Below are 24,960 nucleotides of genomic sequence, written 5' to 3'. Positions count from 1 at the left end.
AAGGCGGTTAAGGCTAACTATTACCCTCTCCCGAGACCTTGTTCATATATACATTTCAGCAGAATAGACGCAAGAAAGCACGGGCAGGATAACACTACTTACTAGGCAGGAGGAGCATCTATGAAGACAATCGCGGATACTATTGTACAAGTTTTGGTCAATGCAGGGGTCAAGCGGATCTATGGCATCGTTGGAGACTCATTAAATAATATGGTTGATTCCATTCGCAGCAATGGTCAAATTGAATGGATTCATGTAAGGCACGAAGAAGTGGCTGCCTTTGCAGCCGGAGCAGATGCTGATCTTAGTGGCAGTATTGCCGTATGTGCCGGTAGTAGCGGCCCCGGAAATCTGCATCTGATTAACGGTTTATATGATTGCCACCGCAATCGGGTGCCTGTACTCGCTATTGCAGCTCATATTCCAAGTGATGAAATCGGAAGTGAATATTTTCAGGCTACGCACCCCGAGCATCTTTTTGGAGAATGCAGTCACTTTTGTGAGGTAATTACGACACCGCGTCAAATTCCAAGAACAGTAACCATGGCTATTCAGGAAGCAGTTTCACGTTCAGGTGTTTCCGTCATTGTTCTTCCCGGTGATGTAGCAGCTTTGGAAGCGGAAAAGGTGCCCACCCCTGAACATGTCTATCACCCCACAGCACCTGTCATCCATCCGTCCGCTTCTGAAATTTCCCGGCTGGCCGAATATTTGAATAACGGTAAACGAATTACGTTGCTATGCGGCGCTGGATGTGCTCAATCTCACGACTTGCTTATGCAGCTATGTGACAGGCTAAAATCTCCCATGGTATCCGCTCTGCGAGGCAAGGAATATCTGGAATATGACAACCCTTATTATGCTGGATTGACAGGACTGATCGGGTATTCTTCCGGGTACCATGCCTTGATGGATTGTGACGTTCTGCTCATGCTTGGAACAGACTTTCCTTATAGACAATTTTATCCTGAAGATGCGATTGTCCTACAGGTAGATATAGAGCCGTCCCATCTCGGCAGACGCGCTCCGTTGACGTATGGTTTATGCGGAGATGTAAAAGCAACGTTGGAAATGCTGCTTCCTCATTTAACGTCAGAGCATGATTCCAGGCATTTGGAAAAAACCGTCTCTCATTATGCCAAGGTACGCCAGGAGCTGGACGATCTGGCGGTTGGTAAGCCAGGTCATATGCCGATCCATCCGCAATATCTCGCCAAAGTTATCAGTGATACCGCCGAGGAAAATGCTATTTTCACTTGTGATGTCGGTACTCCCACAGTATGGGCAGCGCGTTATTTACAAATGAACGGTCAGCGCCGACTTCTCGGTTCCTTCAATCATGGTACGATGGCAAATGCACTGCCCCAGGCAATCGGTGCGCAGGCCACTGAGCCTGACCGACAGGTGATTGCCCTCTCAGGCGATGGCGGACTTACAATGCTGATGGGCGACCTGCTCACCCTAAAACAGCATCAATTGCCTGTAAAAGTTATTGTTTTCAACAATGGCGCTCTTGGCTTTGTCGAGTTGGAAATGAAAGCAGCCGGATTTCTGGAAAACGGGACTGAACTGGTTAACCCTGATTTTGGTGCTGTAGCGCAAGCCATGGGACTCAAGGGCATTCGGGTTGAAGATCCTACGATGCTGGAGGATGCCATTCAGCAAGCATTGGCTCATGACGGCCCTGTTGTGGTAGATGTGGTGGTGAACCGTCAGGAGCTGTCCATGCCACCTAAAATTAATCTTAAGCAAGCAGAGGGCTTTACACTGTGGATGATGAAAGCCGTGCTGAACGGACGCGGAGACGAGATTGTTGAACTGGCTAAAACCAATCTCTTTCGTTAAATACATGACGAAGCAGTGCTCATTTTAACAAAAAAGAGGCAGGAACAGTGCTTGAGCATTGTTCCTGCCTCTTTTACATAACAAAACTCAGCGTGGTCTGTCTGCCGTCGATTTCCGCTTCATGAGCGCGGTTTCCATAAATATAAGCTCGCCCTCATTGGACGGTGACTGAATTCGTTCCAGAATGCAAGCGGCTCCGCGCTCGCTAATCTGCTCAATCGGTCTTTTGACCGTCGTTAATGGTGGAGTCGTATACATCGAGAAACCAATATCGTCAAAACCAATGACAGAGATATCCTCCGGTACTTTCAAGCCGTTTTCAAATACCGCATTCATCGCACCAATAGCCATATCATCGTTAGAGCAAAACACCGCTGTCGGTGGTTCTTTCAAGGCAAGCAGTTGCTTCATTGCCAGACTTCCGCTTTCAGTATCATAGTGACCCTGCACGATATATTCGTGTCGGATTGGCTTACCACGATCAATTAATGCATTCATGAAACCCTCGCGGCGTTGCTGGGTCGATTTGAAGCCTTCTACCCCCTCGATGATCGCAATGCGTTCATGCCCGCTTTCAATGAGAAAGGAAACAGCTTCATAGGAGCCTTCCTTATCATTAGAAATCACATTTACAATCCCAGCTCCGGACACCTGCCGGTTCAGTACAACTAGCGGGATGCCTTGACCTAGTACATGATAAATAAAAGGGTTGTCCGCTTCGCTTTGGCTCATCAGAATGATGCCATCAAAACGCTTGCGATGAATAGCAGAAAAATCAGCGTAATCGTCAATTCCTCGCACAAACAGATTGTAATCCACCCCGATGACGTTATTAACTCCACGGATGGTATCCGCAAAAAAACTGGAGCTGGTGCCTTCAGAAATACTGGTGAAAAACAGGCCGATCGTATGCGAGCGCTGGAGAACCAGGCTTTTAGCATTGTAATTTGGAATGTAATTAAGTTGCTCTGCCAACTCCATAATTTTGCGTTTCGTATCTTCTTTAATCAGCGGGCTGTTATTGAGCGCCCGGGAGACGGTTGTATGGGAAACATTAGCCAGTTTGGCAATGTCTTTAATAGTAGCTGCCATATACGTATCCTTTCCTTAGAGAGGCTCTAAAAAGATTATATACCCACCATACCACAGGAGCCGCCCGGAAAAGAAGACTTTCACAAATTATACGCGGTTGTCCGCATGTCGACGCTGTAATTCTTGAACCATTTCTGCATGTCTGCTGTCCGTCAGCTTGTACATTTTACCGATTACCAGCATGGCCAAAGCCAAGGCAACAGCCGGATAAAGACAAAGCAAGGCTTTGATTCCAAGCAGCGTTCCAGAGGATTGAACCACATTCGGTACATACCCGACAAGCGCCAGGCCAATACCCGATAGAAAGCCAGACAAGGATTGAGCCAATTTACGTGAAAAGTTAAATAGTGAATAGGTAATCCCTTCCTTGCGCTCCCCGGATGACCATTCGCCGTAATCAATAATATCGGACACAAATGCCCAGGTAACCCCGTTGGGAATACTAATACCAATGAACGAAATACTCGCAAGAATTGTGAAAATATATACGTTGGAAGGCATCAAAAAGTTAATGGAATCGGCTATGACGCTAACCAGCATTCCCAAGATGGCTGTTTTTCGTTTACCAAAGCGCCGTACCAGTTTGGGCAGGAATAATACACCCAGCAGCGACGAACCGATAATAATAAAATTCATATATGCCATTAATTCTACATGCCCCAAATTATATTCGGCAAAATAGATCAACAGTGCGGACTTGATATTGTAAGCGGAAATGGTGAAAATCGTCATTAAAACGAGTACCAGCAAGGGTTTATTATTCGTAAAGGTATGCACAATCACGCCTAAAGATAGCTTCTCTTTTGGCCCGGACTGGCTAATGATACGTTCTTTCGTTCCACGGTAACATATGATGAAAGCGATCACACCAATGAATGACATAATCCCCATGACCACCGGATAGCCGACATGATGGTTAGGAAACAATAAAATAAGCGGCATGACCACGACACTGGTTACGAATAATGCGCCTAGTGATCCTGCCTGACGGAAAGATGACAACGAAGCACGTTGCTGAGTATCCTGCGTAATGGCAGCACCCAGCGAGCCGTATGGAATATTAACAATAGAGTAGCCGATCCCCCAGATCATATAGGACGCGTAGGCGTAAATGAGTTTGCCTGTGGGTGAAATATTCGGCGAAATAAAGGTAAGAATCGTAAGAATTGCAAGGATAACGCTTCCAACGATAAGAAAAGGTCTAAATTTTCCACGTGTACCGATATGTTTGCGATAATCAACAAAGGACCCGACAATAGGATCACAGACGGCGGCAAACAGTTTGCTGACCAAGAAAATGCCTGCGGCGGCTCCAGCAGAGACCCCTGCTACATCCGTAAAAAATTTCAGCAAATACAGCTGCCCCAAATCAAACATGAATCCGTTTCCAAAGTCACCCATACCATACGAAATCTTTTCTTTCAGGCTAATATGCTCACCTGTCTTGTTGTCAGTTTGGACGCTCTCCTGCACGATAGGCACTCCCATACCTACACACTCCTCTATACTTGTAATTATTTTCACATATTCATTGATATCTATTTTGTTTTTCAATGGCTCTTGCCGGGAGTTTGGTACAAGCTCCTAGCAAGAGCTCCTTTTCTCTGAAGTTAGTGAGGTCTCACTTTAGAGAGTAGCATCACTTACTATGAACAACCGTTGGGAAGTTAAAATATTGCTCGGCGTTATTGTAGCAAATATTTTGTACCATGGCTCCGAGCAGTTCCAGATCCTCAGGGGCCTTGCCTTCCTGAACCCACGTTCCGATTAAATCGCAAAGGATACGGCGGAAATATTCATGACGTGTGTATGATAGAAAGCTGCGGGAATCCGTCAGCATGCCAATAAAGCGGGACAGCACTCCGTAATTAGCCAGCAGCTTCATCTGCTCCTGCATGCCTTCGATATGGTCGTTAAACCACCATGCGGTACCAAACTGGATTTTCCCTACTGTACCGCCGGATTGGAAACTGCCTGCGAGACTTGCCAATACTGGATAGTCAACCGAATTAAGCGAATACAAAATGGTTCTCGGCAATCCTCCTGCCAGTTCCTGTGCGTCCAGCAATGCTGCCAGTGGACGAGCGAGGGAGCCATCATTTACAGCATCATAGCCTGTATCCGGTCCCAAACGACGGAACATCGCAGTGTTGTTGTTACGCAGCGCATGAATATGGTACTGCATCGCCCAGCCGTGTTCTGCATACTGTTTGCCAAGGAAGACCAGAACGTACGACTTATATTTCGCCTCTTCCAAAGGAGTCACATGGCCTTCCTCCAGCGCCTTGCTAAATATGGCTGCTGCTTCCTCCGGTGTTGTTTCTTCAAAAACTACAGTATCCAGCGCATGATCAGATACCCGACCTCCGGCAGCATGAAAATGGCGCACCCGGCTTGCCATCGCATTCAAAAATCCTTCAAACCCGGAAACATCCAATCCGCTGACTTCACCCAATCGAGCCACCCATGGCTGGAAGGTTTCACGATTAATTTCCAAAGCTTTGTCGGGGCGGAAACTTGGCAACACAGCTACTGGGAAATCGGTCAGCTTGCTAATTTGTTTGTGGTATTCGAGATGGTCGGTCGGATCATCCGTGGTGCACACCACAGTTACCTTTGAGTTCACAATCAAATCACGTGCCCCATAGCCTGGTCCTTGCAGCTTTTGGTTTACCTTTTCCCAGATCACAGGTGCATTCTGTTCATTCAGCAACTCATAGACACCAAAAAAGCGTTGAAGCTCCAAATGCGTCCAATGGTACAGCGGGTTACCGATCAATGTAGGAACAGTTTTGGCCCAAGCCAGAAACTTGTCATAATCTTCACCATCACCCGTGATCAATCGCTCCTCGACCCCATTGGCCCGCATAAGTCTCCACTTGTAATGATCACCGTACAACCAAGCTTCCGTAATATTCTTGAATTTTTTATTTTCATAAATTTCTTGTGGACTTAAATGACAATGATAGTCAATAATCGGCATATCCTTGGCATACTGATGATACAAGGTTTCAGCCGTTGGATTGCTCAACAAAAAGTTTTCGTCTAAAAACGTTTTGGTCATTACTTTCTCATCCCTTCTATAATCATGTTTCTTAGCTATTTGTTAACGTTAACAAAAATACCCGAGACACTACTTTCCTTTTAACAATTACATTGTCCATAGCAGTAAGAAATCCATATGATTTGTACAGGGCAATACAGCTATAAAATGATACCTGTACATCATGTCATACTGGTTTACTTCACCTTAAATTTAATGTTTACGTTAACAACAATTACATTGTAACCGCTATCCTTTGTAGAGGAAAGTGATTTTTATCATGTGAGCGGATAAAAATGATCTCCCCCCCTTTGGGGAGATCTGTTCTTAACCCTTCTCGATAACCGAAACCACAAGAAAATTCCACAAATTTTAATTTCCGCGATAAATCAAACTTTGAAAACGTTTTATACGATTTTCTTCTTTTTTCTGAAAATTTCTTTCTTGAAAATACCAGTTATTGTATTATAATTGCAATATACATCCATTGATTTACATTGAAAGTATTTCATTAATTTATTTCACAGACGAAGAAGAAGAGGTGGTAGCATTGAGTACAAAAGTGCAAGCTGTTGAAACTAAAACTATATCCGATACAAAAGGAGCCGACCTTGTTGTCGATTGCTTGATCAAGCAAGGGGTTACCCATATTTTTGGCATTCCAGGTGCCAAAATCGATTCTGTTTTTGATGTTCTTCAAGATCGGGGGCCCGAATTGATCGTATGTCGTCATGAACAAAATGCCGCCTTTATGGCAGCGGCGGTCGGTCGATTAACCGGTAAACCAGGCGTATGCATTGTTACCTCAGGTCCAGGCGCGTCTAACTTGGCGACAGGACTTGTCACCGCGAATGCAGAAAGTGATCCTGTCGTCGCCATTGCGGGTGCAGTCCCAAGATCCGAACGCTTGAAACGCACACATCAATCTATGGATAATGCCGGACTATTCGAACCCATCACCAAATACAGTGTTGAAGTAGAACACCCCGATAATGTACCCGAAGCAATTGCTAATGCATTTCGGATTGCGACCTCAGCCCAGCCTGGAGCCACATTTGTCAGCCTGCCGCAGGACGTGTTGACTTCGTCATCCGAAGTAACAGTCATTGAGAAGGTTTCCCTTCCCCAACTTGGAACCGCTCCTGCCGAGCTTATCAAACAAGTCGCAGACCAAATTAGAAAAGCTAAGCTGCCTGTACTTCTTCTAGGTATGAAAGCCAGCACGCCTGAAGCCACCGCAGCTATCCGTGCTCTTATTCGAGATACAGATCTGCCTGTTGTCGAAACCTTCCAGGCCGCTGGAGCCATCTCCCGTGAACTGGAAGACCACTATTTTGGAAGAGTGGGGCTGTTCCAAAACCAACCGGGTGATATGCTTCTTGGAGCCGCAGATTTGGTACTGACGATTGGCTATGATCCTATCGAATACGACCCAAAAAACTGGAACATTCCGGCAAACCGAACACTCATTCATCTGGATGACCATCAAGCCGATATTGATCATGATTATCAACCAGACTACGAATTAATCGGGAACATAGGCCTGATTGTGAGTGGCCTCGCAGAAGAGTTACCTACCTTAAAGCTACCTAAATCCTCCTGCGACCAATTGAATCGTCTACGCCATGATCTGAACGAGCAAGCAGCTGTTCCAGCCCACAAGCATGATTTTCTGATTCATCCATTGGAATTTATTCGCACACTTCGCAGCCTGATTGATGATAACGTCACAGTCACCTGTGATGTCGGTTCACACTACATTTGGATGGCACGTTATTTCCGTTCGTATGAACCGCGGCGCCTGCTATTCAGCAACGGAATGCAGACATTGGGCGTAGCACTGCCTTGGGGGATTGCTGCTACACTCGTCAACCCTGGTCAAAAAGTCGTTTCTATTTCTGGAGACGGAGGTTTCCTTTTTTCATCCATGGAGCTGGAAACCGCTGTACGCCTTAACTCTCCGCTTGTGCATATCGTATGGAGAGATGGTACCTATGACATGGTTGCCTTTCAACAGCAGATTAAATACGGTAGAACGTCTGGCGTAAAATTTGGAGATGTCGATGTTGTCAAATATGCAGAAAGTTTTGGGGCTACCGGATTACGCGTGCACTCTCCTGAAGAACTGGAAAGCGTATTGCAGCAGGCACTTCTTACGGATGGTCCTGTGGTCGTTGATATCCCGATTGACTATCAGGATAATGTCCAATTGGGACGCAAGCTGCTGCCAAACCAATTAAACTAGTCTTGACTACGGATCACTCGTGGCGGCTTTGTGACAATTAGGAAGTTTGAGGTTTTTTTAATGATTTTTTTGAGTTATTTATGTTATTTACTGAAATTTTACGTTTATTATTGAAAAAGAACAAAAATAAATGCATACAATTATAATAAGGAAGTGTATTGCCATGACCGTTGCAGAACTGGAAACCAAGCAAGAAACTGATCATGATATTTACCAAACGTCCACCATGCTTGCTTTATTAGATGGTCTTTATGACGGAGTTGTTGCCTTTGAGGAGCTGCAAAAGCACGGGGATTTTGGACTCGGTACCTTTGATCAACTGAATGGCGAGATGATCGCGTTCGATGGTGAATTTTATCACTTGCTTCCAGACGGTACGGCCCATCGCGTAAAACCGGAAGAAACCACTCCGTTTTCCACCGTCACCTTTTTCCGCGAAGATTTCACATATACTGTTGATCATCCCATGCACCGTGAAGAGCTGGAAGCTCTGCTGCTAAAGCTGTTTCCAAGCCGGAATCTGTTCTATGCATTCCGTATGGATGGCACTTTTCGTGAAGTAAAGACACGTACCGTGCCTCATCAAGTGAAGCCTTACAAACCTTTTATCGAAGCAACCAAGTCGCAGCCTACCTTTACTTTTAATGACGCTTCCGGCGTGATCACAGGCTTTTGGACCCCTGCTTATGCCCAAGGGATTGGAGTAGCCGGATTTCATCTCCATTTTATTAATGATGAACGCACTGGAGGCGGGCATGTTTTTGATTTTGTTGTCGACAAGTGCACAATTCGCATTTGCCAAAAATCCAATCTACATCTTGTGCTACCCGATACACCGGATTACTTGACCGCCAACCTGTCCAGAGAAAATCTGGAGAAAGAAATCGCTGTTACTGAAGGTGCGCAGTAACCGCAGCATAGCTCATCCAGATACGGTCCTATAGCTAGACAATAAATAAGCAAACGATCACAGTCAGATAAAGAGGCTTCATGCTCTCTGACTGTGATTTTTTTATGTAGGAAACGCATATACACAATGCACTTATGCCCTCGCTCCGGCCTACTTATTCCTCGATCTGGTCCAACTTATCAGCATAATATTGAATTGCACGGGAGTACTCCTGTATGGATATGTCAGCGGTCGTTTCAGCTAACTCCATGAGCAGCCCCTCCATGGCCTTCCCGTATTCTCCCAGATTATATAACACCATAGCGTAAAATACCCGAAACGGTCTGTAGTCCGAAAATTCGTTTATCCCGGTTTCCAGCCACGCTTTGGCTTTGTGGTATTCTCCCAGTACACGATATGTACTGCTTAATCCCAGGATGGCTCCTCTCCTGGATTCTGCGGATAGTGCCATACCTAGACTTTTTTCATAAAAGGGAACCGCCTCCCTCTCCAAGCCCAATGAGTCATGCGTCCAGGCTGTCTGATACCATAGCTCCGCATCTTTAGGCTCCTGCTCCAGCGCCTCTAATAGAAGCTTACGCGCTTCCTTGGCCTGTTATGTCTTAGCTGGCTGGCTTTTTCAATCATATGATCCATGCTAATTCCCCACTTTTTATTCTATACTATTTCCTTAAAATACATGTTACCCGACATATGAACGCGATGTAAATGGAGGTGTGCCAAATATATGAAGCGCACAAAAAGACTCTCCGCTTAGGAGAGTCGCTATAATCCGTGGTTACGACTTATTTAACCTTCAACGATTCTGTACTCAATATTCCCGCTACGCGTTGCGTGTCGAAAATACGGGAAAGCTCCTCCACTGCTGTCAAGTACAGCAGTCCGTTGCCCTCCAGCTTAGGAGAATTGCCGAGTGGAATCGTGCGTTTGATGAGTTGGGCGTATAATTCCGGTTCGGTGAGTTCACGCTCAAAGCTTGCATTTGCCAGCTGTTTAATCAACGCCAATGCACCTGCTACGTGCGGAGTAGCCATCGAAGTTCCGCTAAAGGTCGCATATTTTCCGCCCGGAACGGTGGACAAAATATCTTCTCCTGGTGCAACCAAATCCACCTCATTATTAGAATTACTGAATTCTGAGGCATGTCTGTCAAAGTTGATAGCACCTACGCTGATTACTTCATTGTAGCAGCCGGGGTAGCCGAGCTCGTCCGTTCTATCGTCACCGCCTCCTTCATTTCCAGCTGCACAGATGACCAGGATTTGGCTGGCTACAGCCTTTTTTATTGCTTCATGAAGTTCAGGCACATCCTCAGGGCCGCCAAGCGACATCGAGATGATGTCTGCCTTTTGCTCAATCGCATAATAGATACCTTGGATAATCCATTCATATTGACCGGAACCCTGCTTGTTTAGCACTTTGATGATGAGCAAATCCGCCTCCGGGGCGACACCTACGACACCATCCTCATTTTCCGTTGCCGCAATGGTTCCTGCCACATGTGTACCGTGACCGTTGTAATCCTTGAAAATTTCCGGATCACCTTCATCATCATCCGTGAAATTGCGGCCACCAATAATGCGTGCCTTCAGATCCGGATGGTCCGAATCACAGCCCGTGTCCAGCACCGCTACCTTTACTCCTCGGCCTCGAGTCTGGTTCCATACCGCAGGAGCCTGGATGAGCTCCACCCCTCGCGGTATTTCATTCACTTGTTGCTCCTGCTTGATCACTTGGTAAGGAATGATATGCACTTTACGTTCCATCTTATTCCCTCCTTCATGGATTCAATCGGAAACCATCCGTCTTTGAAACTTTGAAAACCTCTACTGTGTTCGAGGTTACTATATTCTAGCAATTTTTGAAAAGTTTGAACATCTCAATTTTCTTATTTTTGCAAAAAAAATACAGACATCAACCAATTCAATCGGAAAATGTCTGCTCTAGTATCTCTATGACCTTTATGCTGATTCCGCTTGTAACTCAGCCTTAGATAACAGCGATTTGTGTTGCCATTTCCGGCCTTTCCAGCGTAAATAGTGAAAAATACCTCGTACCCATTCATCGCATGCATGTGCAATCCACACACCCAGCACACCATATCCCATATGAATGCCTAGCACATATGCTAACGGGATTTTAATCCCCCACATTGAAATGATGGCCATCATTAACGGGAACTGAACATCTCCTGCTGCTCGCAAGGAGTTAATGACCACGTGGTTAAACACACGGCCCGGCTCTAGCAATATACAGAACAACAAAATCGCTGCCCCTAATTGAATGATCGCTGGCTCATCCGTAAAGATTGCCATCACTTCATATCGGAAAAAGGATACAGCCACGATCACAGCAATCGTAATGACTAGTGACCATTTCAGGCTACGTAAAAGTTGATGATATGCTTTTTCCTTGTCTCCAGCTCCAATCAGGCGAGCCACAATAATTTCGGTTCCCTCGCCGACGGCCATTCCAAATACCATAAAAAAATACACAATCGTATTCGTATAGAAGTGAGTTGCAATCGCTGTTGTACCCATAAAGCTGACAAATCGGGTCACCATCATTTGACTAAGCTGATAAGAAAGCCATTCCAGCCCGGCAGGAATACCAATTTTGAGGATCGCCACCAGCTTGCTCCATTGAAGCTGTACATAATATTGGATACGAATGGGCGCACTTACACGTTTGTACAGCAGGATAAAAATCCACACACATGCTACGACGCGGCTAATAACCGTTGAAATCGCTGCTCCCGCCACTCCCATTTGCGGCAGACCAAACCAGCCGTATATGAGCAATGCATTCCCCACAACATGCAATATATTCATGCCGATGCCTACGATCATCGTATCTTTGGTAAAACCATGCGAGCGAATGACCGGTCCTGCGGTTAGCATAAGGGCTTCCAGAAACAGCGAACCCCCTGCCAGCATCATATAGATTTCTGCATTTTCCTTGATTGTCGGAGTAATATGGTAGAAGGATAATAAAAAATCCCGGCTTACGATAAACATCAAACTTAGCGCCAGGCCAAATACCAGATTAAAGGTTAGTGCCGATGCGGTAACACGGCTTGCATCCACATGCTTTTGCGCACCCAATAACTGAGCAATGATCACACCTACTCCAAGACCAAGCAGATTGAAGAGTATAATCGTAAATTCAATCAACTGTCTGGATACACCGACAGCCGATACAACCTCATCTGAAACATGGCTCAGCATGAATGTATCCACGCTACCCATCAAAATATGAAACAGCATTTCTATGAAGATCGGCCAAGTAATTGCGAAAACCGTCATCGTTTTGACGGCCTGCGCTTGCTTGGAGCCACTTTCCTGCGACAATGACATACTTCTGTATTCCTCCGCTCCCGTATGTAAAATCAAAATTTGCTCATCATTTTTTGATAACGCTTACTCATTCATAAAAAGTCATATGTTTTTTAGCATTTTTATAATATTCCAAGCGATCCTGCAATTGTCCTGTGTGGAATTCGAACTTATGTCCATCTGGATCTGTAAAATAGACTGATCTTTTATCCTGTTCATTCCGCTCCCGTCCAGGCAAAATGGTGACATTAAGTGTTCTCAGCTTGTTAAGCATACTTTCAAAATCCGCTTCCGCTACCGAAAATGCAATATGCGTGTAGGAATGATGAATTTCATTTCTCGGAATATCCTCTTCCAGATTGAGAGCCAACCACATTCCTAGACAATCCAGATAAGCCAGCTTACGTCCTTTAACGAGTAGTTTTCCATCCAGTACATTCTGATAGAATTGTATAGACTTCTCCAAATTAGACACTGAAAAGCAAATGTGATTCCATCCTTGTATATTCATGCTTTCTATTCCTTTCAGTGAACCCTGTTCAGCCAGTAGTTCCACGCTTCTGTATATTGGCCTAAATCTCCCGGATGATGGCGAATGCAGGTAGCTATCCGAAAGTATAATCCCTGTAGCACTTCCCTGTTCAGCTCATATTCCCCTGTCATCTCTGGCCTAAGCATCTCTACCGCTGGCAAAATGGTATCGACGGTCAGCCTATCCGGTGAAGAACAAAAGGCGTATATCAAATCATACAGAGGCTCTCCCACTACTGGATCAGGATCAATAATACCTGTCAATGTACCATTTTCTGCAAACACAAAATTATGTACTCCGAAATCGCCATGAAGCAAATATTTAAGATTCCGTTGCGGCGATCCGGCCACAAAAGTATGGACGAACCGATGATTCTCTGGGGGTAAAACGTCTTGTATAATCTTTTCGGATTCTTTTGTTCTGTGAAGCAGAAAATCTCTCCATTCCACAAACGGATGATCCGAATGACCATACTCGCGTTCTTCTCCAAGGGATTTGTAGTGTGCAATGACTTCTGTCGCCAGACTGAGCAGCAAATCACCCTTATTTCCTTCACTATATTGCCTAGTGAATCCTGGCTTGAACGCATATACCAAATAACGATGTAGGGAATCTACATAAATCACTCGAGATAGCTTCTCAATCTGTGCATAGGTAAGTAAAAATTCTGCCTCGGCTTTTACAATCGCGGGATCATTTTGTTTAATTACATATCGTGGTCTGGTACCGTCCATAACAACAACCACTTCACTCGAAGTTCCGCCAGTCAGCGGTTTGAGATTTTGCATACGGCTTTCAAGCACGCCTGCTTCATAAAGCTCATTCAGGATGAGTTGAATGTCCATGTAAAACCTCCCTATACATCTGATCCATAAATAATGCGGCTGGCGCTTCAGATTGCTGATCTAGCCCACCTGTTCGCCAGCCGTTCTTTCCCTAAAAATAGATTTTTTCATGCTCCGCATAGATTTCAAGCGCCCGCTCCATCTTCTGGACATAGGTCTCATCCTGACTGGTACATAGAAAAGTGACGTGTCCGTCCTGCGGTTGACCCACTTTTACCGGGGATGCCAGCAAATTACGCTCGGACAGCACCTGTTTCAAGCGTTTGACCGTTCCGTGGCTCCCATCAATGAGCTGAATATGAGAAGGCAGCAGTTCTCTCAAAATTTCCTTATAGAATGGATAATGTGTACATCCCAATACGACCGTACCATAAATATCTAGGTTAAACGAAGACAGCTTATGGTTAAAATAATTGAACAATTCTGTTCGGTCAAAATTCAACTGTTCGCAATATTGTACTAGCTCCGGCAAAGGCAGTGAGTCCACACTTCCATGATCGTCAACTCTGGATACCAGTGCTGCATAACCAGATTGTTTTAAAGTCAACGGTGTCGCCAGCACCAGAACTCTTTTACCATTGGCACGGTTCATCTCGACCGCTGGTTTCACTGCTGGTTCCATTCCGATAATCGGAAATTTATATTCCTTCCTTAGCTCTGCCACCGCGATACTTGTAGCCGTATTGCAGGCAATCACCAATGCCTTAATATCCTCTTTTAGAATCGTTTGTACCGAAGCCTTGACATAACCAAGCACCTCTTGGGGTGTTTTCGTTCCGTAAGGAACATGAAGCGTATCCGCCATGTAAACAAAATTTTCGTTTGGCAAGCGTCTTAGCGCCTCAGACAATACTGTAATTCCACCCAATCCCGAATCAAAAAAACCTATCTTCAAGCTACTCACCTTTTTTCGTTCAACTATGGTGTTATATCTTGCTGGCACCATGTTCATTTCCTTCTTCGCCTATCCAAGCATTCTCTTCATTAGACTTTACATTTAAATTTTACCGCAAAAATGATATTTTGCAAAAGAAACACGCAAATTTTACAGTGTAAAAAATAAAGTAGCTGTCCAAAGTAAATTTAATATAGAAGTGTTGACAGATATTATCTTTATATTGTAATATTACGTGGTAACTTACTAACTAAACTTACTTATTCAACTTACTTAGGGGGAAATAAAATCATGTCTAAAGTATTATTTGTCAAAGCTAATGATCGTACAGCTGAAGAATCCGCAACAGTTAAATTGTATAACGCATTCGTGGAAAGCTACAAGTCTTCTCACCCATCTGATGAAATCACTGAGCTGGACCTGTTCTCCGTCGAACTTCCTTATCTGAACGCTAACATGATCAACGGTACGTTCAAATCCGCAAGAGGCATGGAGCTGAATGCAGAAGAAGCTCGCCTGGCAAACATCGCTAATGGTTACCTGGATCAATTCTTGGCAGCAGACAAAGTCGTATTTGCTTTCCCACTCTGGAATATGACTATTCCAGCTGTACTGCACACATACATTGACTACCTGAACCAAGCTGGTAAAACATTCAAATACACTGCTGAAGGTCCTGTAGGTCTTGTAACTGACACTAAAGTAGCCCTGTTGAATGCAAGAGGTGGCGTTTATTCCGAAGGGCCTGCTGCTGCTGCTGAAATGTCTTTGAACTTCATGAGTAACATCTTAACCTTCTTCGGCGTAAAAGACATCGTGAAGGTTGTACTGGAAGGACATAACCAAGCTCCTGACCAAGCACAAGAGATCGTTGCTTCTGCCGTACAACGTGCAGTAGACGCAGCAAAATCGTTCTAATTATATATATGAAGAGAAGAGGATATCCGCACCCTTTATGGGATGGATATCCTCTTTTTTTGTTACAAAATATAAAAAACACGTACTTCCCTGATCTGTGATCAAGTAAGAAGTACGTGTCTGTATAAGCTTATTGTTTAAGGAATGAACTGCTGCACGATTTTTACAACCTTACCGTCACGAAGCGTAACATGGTATGGAAATTGGCTGAGGTCCAGAACATCCTTTTTGGCAAAATCCTTCTCAAATTGTGCCAAAGGAATGGATTCGTTCCATTGCACGTCTGTATCTTCTATATTCCCTGTGTGATCATAAATCTGCACCTCTACCGAAGCATCTGGTGCAACCTGATACACGTCATTTTGCACGGAATTGTTTACGATGTAGTAGCCATCCGGCGCTCCGTCCAATCCTGTATTTCCTTCATGCTCCACAAATGCTTTGTCTGCTGCTGCGCCTTCGTACCATTCAATCGGATCTGCTGACAAATAAATTTGTCCATCGCGAATGTCCATTTGGTTTATATACGGTCTCCTGATTTTCAGCAGCTGCTACAGGTGTGTAGCCTTGCGCTGTTGCCCCTGCCGTTGTAATCAGCATCATCATCAAAGTCAATACGGTCCATTTCGAAGCTAATTTCATCATGTCTGATCTCTCCTTGCCGTTTGGGTATGTACACGGTGTCTGTAAGCTTCATTACCCTTGTGTACCTATCATAAACTTTGAACGGTTAAAAAGTGTATCAGATACATAAAAAATAAGTTACGATTTTTTAAGACTTGGTCTTAAAACTTGATGACATGTCCTATTTACCTTTGTTATTTTAGTAATCCCACCTGACGTGCCTGTTCCTCGGTGAGAATAAACTCTTCATTTTGCCATACCTCGTCCTCTTTGGTTACAGCAAACATCCCCATAATCTCTGTCCAGATTCCTTTGTCGGCAGCTTCCTTTTGTGTAATGATTATTTTCATTTGAATCCCTCTCTCTTTTTAGAATACGTGCAATGTTTGTAGCCCACTGCGCAAATAGATGGTTTCTCCGATCGCTGCTCCAAACCCATCTGTCCGCTTCGTACTCAGATTATCCTTGTCATCCTCATTTTTCATAAGTTTGTCTCAAAACAACAACCATCTAGCAAACTAGTACCGATGCTCAGGCTAAAATGTAAATTTTCATATAAAATATCCAACTTCTATATGGAGTCACAGTGCCTGTCCTAAATTTACAAATGGGATAACTGTTCTGCTTATAACATATGTACCCTTTTCTTACCGAAATTATTCGTATCTTATTTGTGATCTTAAAACTTCAGAATAATTTTGTAGGTAATGACCTTTCTTAGAAGTGACTAAGCGCTAAAATAAAAACGGCTGCAGGTTATCCTACGAGCCGTTTCTACTAATAAATTTTTATGCCTGGTTAATTCACCGAAACCATCAACATATGCATATTCATTTTTTCTGTATAAACAAATGGTTGCCAACAGAAATAAAGCAGCGGAGAGGACGGAATTGTTATGAAGAAGCGGAGTATTCGCCTTTGTCCCCGGATTTCTCCCCTTGAACATACAACCAAGAAATCCGGGGGCAACAGCGATCGGAAGAATAATCCGTTCTCGTAGCGAACACAAGCCGCATACCGTTACTTAATTAATTCTGATGTTGCCCTATTTTTACACGGAAAAGTAAAAAGGCTGCACGCATACTGGTTTGGACACGGTTACTTGTTGTCCAGTGTAGGTCAAGCGACCGCTTGCTTTGTCCACTTTGAAGGTAACAATATTGTTGGTGTCGCGGTTAGCCACGAGCATATAGTCACCATTAGGTGTCAAAGCAAAATGACGCGGATGCTCGCCTTCGGCAGATACATGCTCAACCAAGCTCAACTTGCCAGTGGCTCCATCTACAGCGTACACCACGATGCTATCATGTCCACGGTTGGAACCGTACAGATAAGCGCCATCCTGTGAAATCGCAATTTCTGCAGTTGTGTTTTCGCCAGTAAAGTCAGACGGCAATGTCGGTACGCTCTCAAGCTCAGTAAGCTTGCCAGCTTCTGCATCATATGCGAAAGAAGTAATGGAAGAATCCACTTCGTTAATAACAAAAGCAAATTTACCGTTCGGGTGGAACGTCAAGTGACGTGGGCCTGCACCTGCATGGGTTTTCGTTTCACCGTGCAGCACCAGTTGCCCTTTGCTGTCATCAATGGTATAAATACGGATCAGATCCAGTCCAAGATCTTGTACGAACAGGAAGCGGCCGTCCGGGCTAAAGAAACTGGAATGTGGATGTGGACGATCCTGACGCTCAGGATGCGCTCCTTTACCCTCGTGCTGTTTTACATCCAGCAATTCACCGATACGCCCGTCCTCAGTCAGAGATACCAGTCCTACCATACCTCCGTGGTAGCTGACTACAAGCAGGTAACGATCGGATGGATCACGTTGAATGTGGCATGTTGTGGAGCCTACATTTTCCGCGCGATTCAGCAAAGTAAATGTGCCTTTAACCGGGTCAATTTCAAAAGCAGAGGCTTCGCCTGCCTTCGCTCCTGCAGCGGAAGTCGTCTCGCCAATGGAATACAGCTTCCGATTTTTAACGTCTACATTTAGAAATGTAGGATTTTTCAAGCCGGAGAACTCACCCTGTAGTGTCAGGGCTCCTGTCTGTTCATTAAAAGTATACGAATAAACTCCGTTACCTTCCAATTCGGCGTAAGAGCCTGCGAATACGAGCAATTTTTGTTGTGCTGTCATGGTTGTGTCCTCCTTGGATTAAAAAAATGACGGGCAATTGAATGATTGCTCCTGTTACAGATACTGCTTTAAGAGGCGCGCTCCACCACAGGTTCTGTAGACAATGCTACATTGCCTGCTACAGCACGCGAGATCATGCATGAGGTTTCAGCCTGCTCTGCAAGGCGCAATGCTTGTTCGATTTGCGATTCTGTTGCATCGACGGACAATAGAACTCGTGGACGATGCACGATTCGGCGATATGTAAAAATGTTGTTCGTTACATCGACAATCCCTTCGGATTCCAGTGCCAGTGATACCACCGGGAGACTGGCACGCTCCATCATCGCCGCCAAAGTAATCAAATAGCAGGTAGCAGCTGCTCCGAGCAGCATTTCATCCGGATTGGTGCCCACACCAGGGCCTCCCATCTCAGCCGGAATCGAAATCGCTGTCCGCAACTGTCCGGCCTCAATACGCCCATCGCTGTTGCGTCCCCCGTTCCAGTCTGCCTTGAGCAGAAAGGTATGCTCCATTTCAGGTCACTCCTCTCTCTTGTATTATGAATGTTTACACAGGTGAATGTAAAGGTTAGTCAATCTCCTGATTTTTAGTTTCGGTACCCAGCAACCATACAGCAGCTGCTCCGATCAGGATCGCTACGAAAAAAATCGCAAAGATAGATGGTAACGCTATGCCTTGTCCTACGAGTATACCGACCACAAAAGGCCCGATCACACCGCCAATACGACCAAATGCAGCTGCCATACCCACACCGGTAGAACGAGCAGACGTTGGGTACAGCTCCGGGGTATAAGCATACATGGCTCCCCATGCACCGAGATTAAAGAAGGACAAGCAGATACCAGCAGCCAACAACATCCCTGCCGTTTCCGATGTTCCAAACCAAATAGCGGACACTGCCGTGAGCAACAAGTAGATGATCAGTACAAATTTGCGACCCAGCTTTTCAATCAGATAGGCAGCGGTAAAATAACCTGGTAATTGTGCAAGTGTCATGATTAGGACATACTCAAAGCTTTTAACCAGTTCAAATCCCTTCATAAACATCATGCTTGGCAGCCACAGGAACATGCCATAATATGAAAATACAACTGTAAACCATAAAATCCACAGCATTAGCGTAGACTTGCGATGGGGTCCCGACCAAATCGAAGCCAATCGTGCACGCAGCGGAAGTTTGACGCTTTGCTGCTTATAACGCGGTGAATCATCAATAGCTCTGCGTAGATAAAGAGCGTACAGCGCAGGTACTGCGCCGAGAATAAATGCCATTTGCCAACCGTATTTCGGAATAACAAAATAAGCAATAAGAGCCGAAAGAATCCAGCCTGCCGCCCAAAAGCTTTCCAGCAGCACAACTGCTCTTCCTCGTTCTTTTACAGGCACTGATTCTGACACCAGCGTCGAAGCAACAGGCAATTCCCCGCCCAAGCCTGCACCAGCAATAAAACGCAGCACCAGCAGCATTCCGAGACCTGTCGCAAAAGCGGATAAGCCACTGGCAATGGAAAAGATCAACAGTGTCCACACTAATATAGCGCGTCTACCGTAACGATCTGCCAAAATCCCCGCCAAAGCGGCCCCGAACACCATTCCTATTGAATTCATTGCAGTCAGCAGTCCAATTTGCTCAGATCCGAGATGCCACTCCTTAGCCAAAGCTGCCACTATAAATGAAAGCAGTCCCACATCCATAGCATCAAACAGCCAGCTAAGCCCTGCGCTAAATAGCAATTTTCTTTTTTTAGCTGGGGGTAATGAAGTTAATTCACTCATGATTCGCTCTCCCTTAAAAATGCATCGTATGTAGACGTATATTCAGGTGTCTTGTCACCTGTAGCCCAGCATCTATTGTATCGCAAGCTTCCTGAATCTGCGAGCCTTTTAATGCAAAAAAAACGGAAGATTGCCTACGGCAATTCTCCCGCCTTCTGGAACCTGTCAGTTACCGGTTTTGGACCAGACCGATGATCGTCACCATGAGCACCAGCAGCTGGATGAGTGTATCGTTACTCATTCCAATCGCCTCCATCCCATATGAGATACTCCTTCGGCCGTTTCCCCTCTCCCCGGATTATGACGCTTGTTCCCCAATACATACCTATGCAGGTGGCGGGAATCTTATGATCAATAATGGATACAAATCTTCATACATTTAAGGTTTAATCCAGGACCACTGTAAATCCATTTCCTGAATGCATTCACGGCTATCATGTTCATCATTGGCCACCAGCGGGGTCACCGGATAGATGCTCATACCACCTTGCTCATACGTGCGTAATAAGGGCAGCAGCTCATCAATGTTCTGGATCGACGGATCTAGCCATGAATCTATTTGGTCTGCTTCCAAAATAGCGGGCATCCGGCTGTCAAATTCACGTATATCCGTATTGGCCTGAACTGTCATCATCGTACAGGTGCGTAACGGCTCCTTTCGGCTATCCTGCCATATTTCATAGAGCCCCGCGACCGCAAACATTTTCTGTTCCGGCAATACCACTCGGACAGCACACATGCGTTTGCCTAATTTTCGCCAATAATAAAAACCATTACAAGGAATAATACAGCGGCGGGTTTCCGCCATCTTCCGATAACTAGGATTTACCCGAACAGTATTCAGGTCTGCATTAACACAATCCTTACCCCAATAAGGAATAAATCCCCAGCGAAATTCATCAAGCACCCGTTCTCCATCCTGATACAGCACAATTGGAACATGCTGGGTGGGACTCATGTTATAACGTGTTTTATAATAATACATCACACGTTGTATACCAAAATGATCCCTTACCTCATCCAAATCAGCCGATAACGAAAATCTTTTGCACATATGCAATTCATCCTTCCGCCTTTTTTTACCTATTGTGCGGATATACAAGGAAAAATATGCATAAGCGAGGATTTTACAAAAACCTGATGAGCAAAAAAATATATAGCAATATCCCCGCAGTCATGAAGCTACGGGGATAGATACTAACTTATATCGTTATTACTTCTTCTCTACAGCGTGGCCGCCAAATTCATTACGCAGCGCAGCAACTACTTTGCCGTTGAATGTATCAGCATCCAGCGAACGGTAGCGCATTAGCAAGGACAAAGCAATAACCGGAGTTGCTGCCTGAAGGTCCAACGCTTCCTCAACAGTCCACTTACCTTCACCGGAAGAGTGCATCACCCCACGGATTTCGTCCAGGTTCGCATCTTTGGAAAATGCGCGTTCAGTCAAGCCCATCAGCCAAGAGCGAATAACGGAACCGTTGTTCCACACACGCGCTACTTGTTCATAATCAAAGTCAAAGTTGCTTTTCTCCAGCACTTCAAAACCTTCACCGATGGAAGCCATCATACCGTATTCCACACCGTTATGAACCATTTTCAAGAAATGTCCGCTACCAGATTTACCAGCATACAAATATCCATTTTCCACCGCTGTATCGCGGAAAATCGGCTCAACAACCGCCCAAGCTTCTGGATCGCCACCGATCATGTAACAAGCGCCATTGCGTGCACCTTCCATCCCGCCGGAAGTTCCTGCATCCATAAAGCTGATACCGTATTCTTTCAGACGAGCATGGCGAGCAATGGACTCTTTGTAATGAGAATTACCGCCTTCAATAATGATGTCCCCTTTGGACAACATTGGTTGAAGCTGATCCAGCACAGAATCAACAATTTGGTGAGGAACCATAATCCACAGCACTCTAGGGGATTGAGTTGCTTGTACAAGCTCTTCCAAAGTAGAAGCACCTGCAGCTCCATACTCCTTCATTTCTTGAATTGCGGCTGCATTGACGTCGTAAGCCACAACTTCATGCTTATGATCGATCAAGTTTTTACCAAGATTCAAACCCATTTTTCCCAAACCAATTAATCCTACTTGCATTATAAAGGCCTCCTGCCGTAGCAAAAATATATTTCTGTACAAACTTTTTTTGTTGGACTAAGCACGAACGACTGCTTTTTTAGAGCTTTCGGACTTTTCGTCCAACCACCATGTAAAGCCTTGTTCTTCCAACAATTGATCTGAAGCTTCTGGACCGTAAGAGCCTGCCGCATATGTGTGAAGCGGGACTTCACCACGGGTAAAAGCTTCGAGTACGGGTTGAACCCACACCCATGAAAGCTCCACTTCATTCCAATGAGCAAAAAAGGTCGAATCGCCGCGCAGCGCATCAAAGATGAGGCGTTCATAAGCTTCTGGGACATCCTTGGCCTCGGAATGATAATTCATCAGAACCGTCTCCAGCTGACCATTGTTCAGCGGATCTCTACTGTTCAGACGGAGCGTTACCTTTTCATCCGGGTTAACATGAATGATCAGCAAGTTCGGATCGGTCGGCTGCCCTTGAGCAGCATAAGGATCTGTATTGTCCTTTTTGAATTCCACAACGATGCGAGTGGATTTTTCTTTCATGCGTTTACCGGTACGAATATAGAACGGCACACCCGACCATTGTTCATTGTCAATCCAAAGGCGAGCTGAAATGAACGTATCATTTTGCGAATCAGGTCCAATGTCCGGCTCCTCTTTATAGGAAGGAACTGCTTTTCCGTTGATCTCACCTGCGGTATATTGTCCTCTAACCACGTTGGAAGCAATATCAGAAGGATCAAGGGCACGAAGCGCGTCCATCACCTTACTTTTTTCATCCCGCACCTGATCAGCCGTAATATGTCCCGGCTTGTTCATAGCCGTCATCATCAACACCTGCAGCATGTGATTTTGCACCATATCACGAATAGCACCGGAGTGATCGTAGTATCCTGCTCGCTCCTCTACGCCTACAGTCTCAGAAGCGGTAATTTGCACATTGGCAATGTACTGATTGTTCCAAACCCCTTGAAGCAATGGATTAGCAAATTTTAAAGCTTCCAGGTTTTGAACCATGGGCTTACCTAAGTAATGGTCAATACGATAAATCTCATTCTCAGCAAAGGTTCTGCTCAGGCGATCATTCAGCTCGCGTGCCGATTCCAAATCATGCCCAAATGGTTTTTCGATAATAAGTCGTTTCCATCCCTTTGTTTCAGCCAAACCACTTTCCCGAATATTGTGGGCAATCACATCAAAAAATTCCGGTGCCACCGATAAGTAAAACATGCGGTTCCCCGGAATTCCCAAGTCATTTTCACGTTGCTCAGCAAGCTGTAGCAGCTTTTTATAATCTTCCGGGTGGTTAACGTTCAATGCACAGTAACGGAAAGCACTTAAGAACTGATCCATCTGTGCACGGTCATCATTCACATGTCTGGAAAAATCCTTAATAGATTGCTCTACATTACTTTGAAATTGTTCGTCCGCCACTTCACGACGCCCCATCCCAATTACAGAAAAGGAAGCCGGAATTTTACCTTCTACAAACAAATTATACAAGGCCGGGTAAATTTTGCGTTTAGCCAAATCCCCTGTCGCTCCAAATAAGACAAATGTCATTGAATCCATGAAATATTCCTTCTTCCCATTATAAAAGATGAGGTTATTAAAAGTTACCTGAGGAATTAACGTAACCCATAATACACCCAAAATAAGGGGCAAGTCAATCAAATTTTAGCGAAATCGTGAACATTCGATATATCCTGTAATGATAACGTTTTCTGTGGTATGATTGACGATAGGAAAGAGAAAAAACTGTTAAAATTGTCACAGTTGATACAATGCATTATAGTTACTATTGGTATACAGAGTTACTTTTAGTATACTGTTTAAAACAACAATGAAATTGAGGGGATTCAGATGAGCGACGACAGGAAGCCTAAGCTTTTGTGCGGTAAGGTGGAACAGTCCTTTCAGATCATCAGCAAAAAATGGACCGCTCTCATCATTCATACTTTGATGGAACATCCCAAACGATTTAGTGAAATTCAAGTTTCCATACCTGATCTTAGCAAACGCATGCTGAACGAGCGCATCAAGGAACTAGAGCTTTCCGGCCTAATCCTTCGCAATGTCATCACAGAGCGGCCTGTGCGGACCGAATATTCGCTGACACGTAAGGGTAAAGAGCTAGGTGATGCATTGAATGGTGTGGAGAGCTGGGCCGAAAGATGGCTTTAAACCGCTAACAGGAGATCGCCAATTACGCTCTCCTGTTATTGTGTTACTCCATGTGGATCATAATACAAGCAATAGGACGAAAATAATGGGACAACCGCGCAGTAGCTCATGTTTTCAGATATGAGCCAGGAAAGGATGAGATCGATGGCATTTGGCATTACCCGGCAGGAACTGATGAGCTGGAAAAGAGAGGTCAGTCGTGGCCAGATTGCTTTTCTAACGCATTACTGGCTGGATGACCGCTTTCCAGGCATTACAACTGTCACCAAGGTGGGGTGCTCTGACTTGGATAAGCTGCGCTTATGGTGCAAGCATAACGGATTGGACCCCCAATATATACATCAGCGTCAGCCCTATCCTCATTTTGATCTCATCGGTAACAAACAGATGGAAATCTTACGCAAGTATGGCATGAGCGATCAATTAAGACGCTTCGAGCCTCATCTTCAACCTAGTACACGCCCATCGTTCTAAACCGCAG

23 protein-coding genes and 1 pseudogene are annotated in these 24,960 nt (G+C 44.9%); 6 read left to right on the top strand and 18 right to left on the bottom strand.

Annotated elements, in window-relative coordinates; genetic code table 11:
• The first annotated feature begins 120 nt into the window (after nt 1–120).
• Nucleotides 121–1,845, top strand: coding sequence for a ubiquinone-dependent pyruvate dehydrogenase (gene poxB, locus KSP24_RS12020; RefSeq protein WP_064963276.1), 1,725 nt, complete (start codon nt 121–123; stop codon nt 1,843–1,845).
• A gap of 87 nt (nt 1,846–1,932) precedes the next feature.
• Here poxB and KSP24_RS12015 read toward each other — a convergent pair whose 3' ends face one another.
• From KSP24_RS12015 to uxaC, 3 genes are all read right to left on the bottom strand, one after another.
• Entirely contained in the window at nt 1,933–2,937 is a 1,005-nt protein-coding gene (locus KSP24_RS12015; RefSeq protein WP_025679019.1) for a LacI family DNA-binding transcriptional regulator, read from the bottom strand.
• 87 nt (nt 2,938–3,024) lie between these two features.
• A complete protein-coding gene (locus KSP24_RS12010; protein WP_013370862.1) occupies nt 3,025–4,425 on the bottom strand; it encodes a glycoside-pentoside-hexuronide (GPH):cation symporter in 1,401 nt (466 codons plus the stop codon).
• A gap of 151 nt (nt 4,426–4,576) precedes the next feature.
• Nucleotides 4,577–6,001 carry a glucuronate isomerase gene (uxaC, locus tag KSP24_RS12005; protein WP_216975195.1) on the bottom strand — a complete coding sequence of 475 codons (1,425 nt, stop codon included), beginning with the start codon at nt 5,999–6,001 and terminating at the stop codon, nt 4,577–4,579.
• Nucleotides 6,002–6,521: 520 nt separating this feature from the next.
• Between uxaC and alsS the strand changes: the two genes are divergently transcribed.
• The gene (alsS, locus tag KSP24_RS12000; RefSeq protein ID WP_216975194.1) at nt 6,522–8,225 is read left to right on the top strand and encodes an acetolactate synthase AlsS; all 1,704 of its coding nucleotides are present in this window, start codon (nt 6,522–6,524) and stop codon (nt 8,223–8,225) included.
• A 163-nt stretch (nt 8,226–8,388) separates the two neighbouring features.
• The gene (budA, locus tag KSP24_RS11995) at nt 8,389–9,135 is read left to right on the top strand and encodes an acetolactate decarboxylase (protein WP_013370859.1); all 747 of its coding nucleotides are present in this window, start codon (nt 8,389–8,391) and stop codon (nt 9,133–9,135) included.
• A gap of 154 nt (nt 9,136–9,289) precedes the next feature.
• Here the strand turns inward: budA and KSP24_RS11990 are convergent.
• From KSP24_RS11990 to murI, 6 genes and pseudogenes are all read right to left on the bottom strand, one after another.
• Nucleotides 9,290–9,771: pseudogene (locus tag KSP24_RS11990) on the bottom strand (tetratricopeptide repeat protein).
• 149 nt (nt 9,772–9,920) lie between these two features.
• The gene (locus KSP24_RS11985) at nt 9,921–10,901 is read right to left on the bottom strand and encodes a S8 family peptidase (protein WP_216975193.1); all 981 of its coding nucleotides are present in this window, start codon (nt 10,899–10,901) and stop codon (nt 9,921–9,923) included.
• 195 nt (nt 10,902–11,096) lie between these two features.
• Nucleotides 11,097–12,491: an MATE family efflux transporter gene (locus KSP24_RS11980; RefSeq protein ID WP_013370856.1), complete on the bottom strand. Its 1,395-nt coding sequence runs from the start codon at nt 12,489–12,491 to the stop codon at nt 11,097–11,099.
• Nucleotides 12,492–12,558: 67 nt separating this feature from the next.
• Nucleotides 12,559–12,981 carry a metallothiol transferase FosB gene (gene fosB, locus KSP24_RS11975; RefSeq protein ID WP_129549137.1) on the bottom strand — a complete coding sequence of 141 codons (423 nt, stop codon included), beginning with the start codon at nt 12,979–12,981 and terminating at the stop codon, nt 12,559–12,561.
• A gap of 14 nt (nt 12,982–12,995) precedes the next feature.
• Complete coding sequence (locus tag KSP24_RS11970; protein ID WP_216975192.1) at nt 12,996–13,847, bottom strand: aminoglycoside phosphotransferase family protein; 852 nt, start codon at nt 13,845–13,847, stop codon at nt 12,996–12,998.
• Between the two features lie 91 nt (nt 13,848–13,938).
• Nucleotides 13,939–14,793: a glutamate racemase gene (murI, locus tag KSP24_RS11965; RefSeq protein WP_216975191.1), complete on the bottom strand. Its 855-nt coding sequence runs from the start codon at nt 14,791–14,793 to the stop codon at nt 13,939–13,941.
• A 240-nt stretch (nt 14,794–15,033) separates the two neighbouring features.
• On the opposite strand from murI, the gene KSP24_RS11960 reads away from it, so the two are divergent.
• A complete protein-coding gene (locus KSP24_RS11960) occupies nt 15,034–15,660 on the top strand; it encodes an FMN-dependent NADH-azoreductase (protein ID WP_016821060.1) in 627 nt (208 codons plus the stop codon).
• 137 nt (nt 15,661–15,797) lie between these two features.
• On the opposite strand, the gene KSP24_RS11955 is transcribed toward KSP24_RS11960, so the two are convergent.
• The 9 genes from KSP24_RS11955 to zwf form a co-directional block, all read right to left on the bottom strand.
• Nucleotides 15,798–16,148 carry a hypothetical protein gene (locus KSP24_RS11955; protein ID WP_254207765.1) on the bottom strand — a complete coding sequence of 117 codons (351 nt, stop codon included), beginning with the start codon at nt 16,146–16,148 and terminating at the stop codon, nt 15,798–15,800.
• A complete protein-coding gene (locus tag KSP24_RS25240) occupies nt 16,129–16,305 on the bottom strand; it encodes a hypothetical protein (protein ID WP_254207764.1) in 177 nt (58 codons plus the stop codon). The genes KSP24_RS11955 and KSP24_RS25240 overlap by 20 nt, the downstream gene beginning before the upstream one ends.
• 173 nt (nt 16,306–16,478) lie before the next feature.
• Nucleotides 16,479–16,634 carry a hypothetical protein gene (locus tag KSP24_RS11950; RefSeq protein WP_013370850.1) on the bottom strand — a complete coding sequence of 52 codons (156 nt, stop codon included), beginning with the start codon at nt 16,632–16,634 and terminating at the stop codon, nt 16,479–16,481.
• A gap of 701 nt (nt 16,635–17,335) precedes the next feature.
• Entirely contained in the window at nt 17,336–18,421 is a 1,086-nt protein-coding gene (locus KSP24_RS11945; protein WP_216975190.1) for a lactonase family protein, read from the bottom strand.
• 68 nt (nt 18,422–18,489) lie between these two features.
• On the bottom strand, nt 18,490–18,936 hold the full coding sequence (locus KSP24_RS11940; RefSeq protein ID WP_058829540.1) for an OsmC family protein: 447 nt from the start codon (nt 18,934–18,936) through the stop codon (nt 18,490–18,492).
• 55 nt (nt 18,937–18,991) lie between these two features.
• Nucleotides 18,992–20,200, bottom strand: a complete 1,209-nt coding sequence (locus KSP24_RS11935; protein WP_216975189.1) for an MFS transporter — start codon at nt 20,198–20,200, stop codon at nt 18,992–18,994.
• Nucleotides 20,201–20,579: 379 nt separating this feature from the next.
• Entirely contained in the window at nt 20,580–21,254 is a 675-nt protein-coding gene (locus tag KSP24_RS11930; protein ID WP_216975188.1) for an SOS response-associated peptidase, read from the bottom strand.
• 159 nt (nt 21,255–21,413) lie between these two features.
• Nucleotides 21,414–22,307 (bottom strand): phosphogluconate dehydrogenase (NAD(+)-dependent, decarboxylating), encoded by an 894-nt coding sequence (gene gnd, locus KSP24_RS11925; RefSeq protein ID WP_013370842.1) that lies wholly within the window; start codon nt 22,305–22,307, stop codon nt 21,414–21,416.
• Between the two features lie 57 nt (nt 22,308–22,364).
• A complete protein-coding gene (zwf, locus tag KSP24_RS11920) occupies nt 22,365–23,867 on the bottom strand; it encodes a glucose-6-phosphate dehydrogenase (RefSeq protein ID WP_014599692.1) in 1,503 nt (500 codons plus the stop codon).
• A gap of 291 nt (nt 23,868–24,158) precedes the next feature.
• Here zwf and KSP24_RS11915 point away from each other — a divergent pair, with 291 nt between their 5' ends.
• Complete coding sequence (locus tag KSP24_RS11915) at nt 24,159–24,479, top strand: winged helix-turn-helix transcriptional regulator (protein ID WP_064963288.1); 321 nt, start codon at nt 24,159–24,161, stop codon at nt 24,477–24,479.
• Nucleotides 24,480–24,623: 144 nt separating this feature from the next.
• The gene (locus KSP24_RS11910) at nt 24,624–24,953 is read left to right on the top strand and encodes a hypothetical protein (RefSeq protein ID WP_064963289.1); all 330 of its coding nucleotides are present in this window, start codon (nt 24,624–24,626) and stop codon (nt 24,951–24,953) included.
• Nucleotides 24,954–24,960: the final 7 nt, after the last annotated feature.

Source organism: Paenibacillus sp. AK121 (assembly GCF_019042715.1).
GTDB lineage: Bacteria > Bacillota > Bacilli > Paenibacillales > Paenibacillaceae > Paenibacillus > Paenibacillus polymyxa_C.
The sequence above is the reverse complement of the archived record's forward strand: the minus strand, read 5'-3'. Positions and strand labels throughout refer to the sequence as shown.

What these genes read in the sequence shown, in the direction of transcription:
- gnd (WP_013370842.1), bottom strand. Translation starts at nt 22,307, where the DNA reads ATGCAAGTAGGATTAATTGGTTTGGGAAAAATGGGTTTGAATCTTGGT.
- KSP24_RS11935 (WP_216975189.1), bottom strand. Translation starts at nt 20,200, where the DNA reads ATGAGTGAATTAACTTCATTACCCCCAGCTAAAAAAAGAAAATTGCTA.
- KSP24_RS11985 (WP_216975193.1), bottom strand. Translation starts at nt 10,901, where the DNA reads ATGGAACGTAAAGTGCATATCATTCCTTACCAAGTGATCAAGCAGGAG.
- fosB (WP_129549137.1), bottom strand. Translation starts at nt 12,981, where the DNA reads ATGAATATACAAGGATGGAATCACATTTGCTTTTCAGTGTCTAATTTG.
- KSP24_RS11910 (WP_064963289.1), top strand. Translation starts at nt 24,624, where the DNA reads ATGGCATTTGGCATTACCCGGCAGGAACTGATGAGCTGGAAAAGAGAG.
- KSP24_RS11930 (WP_216975188.1), bottom strand. Translation starts at nt 21,254, where the DNA reads ATGTGCAAAAGATTTTCGTTATCGGCTGATTTGGATGAGGTAAGGGAT.
- KSP24_RS12010 (WP_013370862.1), bottom strand. Translation starts at nt 4,425, where the DNA reads ATGGGAGTGCCTATCGTGCAGGAGAGCGTCCAAACTGACAACAAGACA.
- KSP24_RS11980 (WP_013370856.1), bottom strand. Translation starts at nt 12,491, where the DNA reads ATGTCATTGTCGCAGGAAAGTGGCTCCAAGCAAGCGCAGGCCGTCAAA.
- KSP24_RS11970 (WP_216975192.1), bottom strand. Translation starts at nt 13,847, where the DNA reads ATGGACATTCAACTCATCCTGAATGAGCTTTATGAAGCAGGCGTGCTT.
- KSP24_RS11960 (WP_016821060.1), top strand. Translation starts at nt 15,034, where the DNA reads ATGTCTAAAGTATTATTTGTCAAAGCTAATGATCGTACAGCTGAAGAA.
- KSP24_RS11945 (WP_216975190.1), bottom strand. Translation starts at nt 18,421, where the DNA reads ATGACAGCACAACAAAAATTGCTCGTATTCGCAGGCTCTTACGCCGAA.
- KSP24_RS11915 (WP_064963288.1), top strand. Translation starts at nt 24,159, where the DNA reads ATGAGCGACGACAGGAAGCCTAAGCTTTTGTGCGGTAAGGTGGAACAG.
- murI (WP_216975191.1), bottom strand. Translation starts at nt 14,793, where the DNA reads ATGGTGCCAGCAAGATATAACACCATAGTTGAACGAAAAAAGGTGAGT.
- KSP24_RS25240 (WP_254207764.1), bottom strand. Translation starts at nt 16,305, where the DNA reads ATGATGAAATTAGCTTCGAAATGGACCGTATTGACTTTGATGATGATG.
- KSP24_RS12015 (WP_025679019.1), bottom strand. Translation starts at nt 2,937, where the DNA reads ATGGCAGCTACTATTAAAGACATTGCCAAACTGGCTAATGTTTCCCAT.
- poxB (WP_064963276.1), top strand. Translation starts at nt 121, where the DNA reads ATGAAGACAATCGCGGATACTATTGTACAAGTTTTGGTCAATGCAGGG.
- KSP24_RS11950 (WP_013370850.1), bottom strand. Translation starts at nt 16,634, where the DNA reads ATGAAAATAATCATTACACAAAAGGAAGCTGCCGACAAAGGAATCTGG.
- KSP24_RS11940 (WP_058829540.1), bottom strand. Translation starts at nt 18,936, where the DNA reads ATGGAGCATACCTTTCTGCTCAAGGCAGACTGGAACGGGGGACGCAAC.
- budA (WP_013370859.1), top strand. Translation starts at nt 8,389, where the DNA reads ATGACCGTTGCAGAACTGGAAACCAAGCAAGAAACTGATCATGATATT.
- uxaC (WP_216975195.1), bottom strand. Translation starts at nt 6,001, where the DNA reads ATGACCAAAACGTTTTTAGACGAAAACTTTTTGTTGAGCAATCCAACG.
- zwf (WP_014599692.1), bottom strand. Translation starts at nt 23,867, where the DNA reads ATGGATTCAATGACATTTGTCTTATTTGGAGCGACAGGGGATTTGGCT.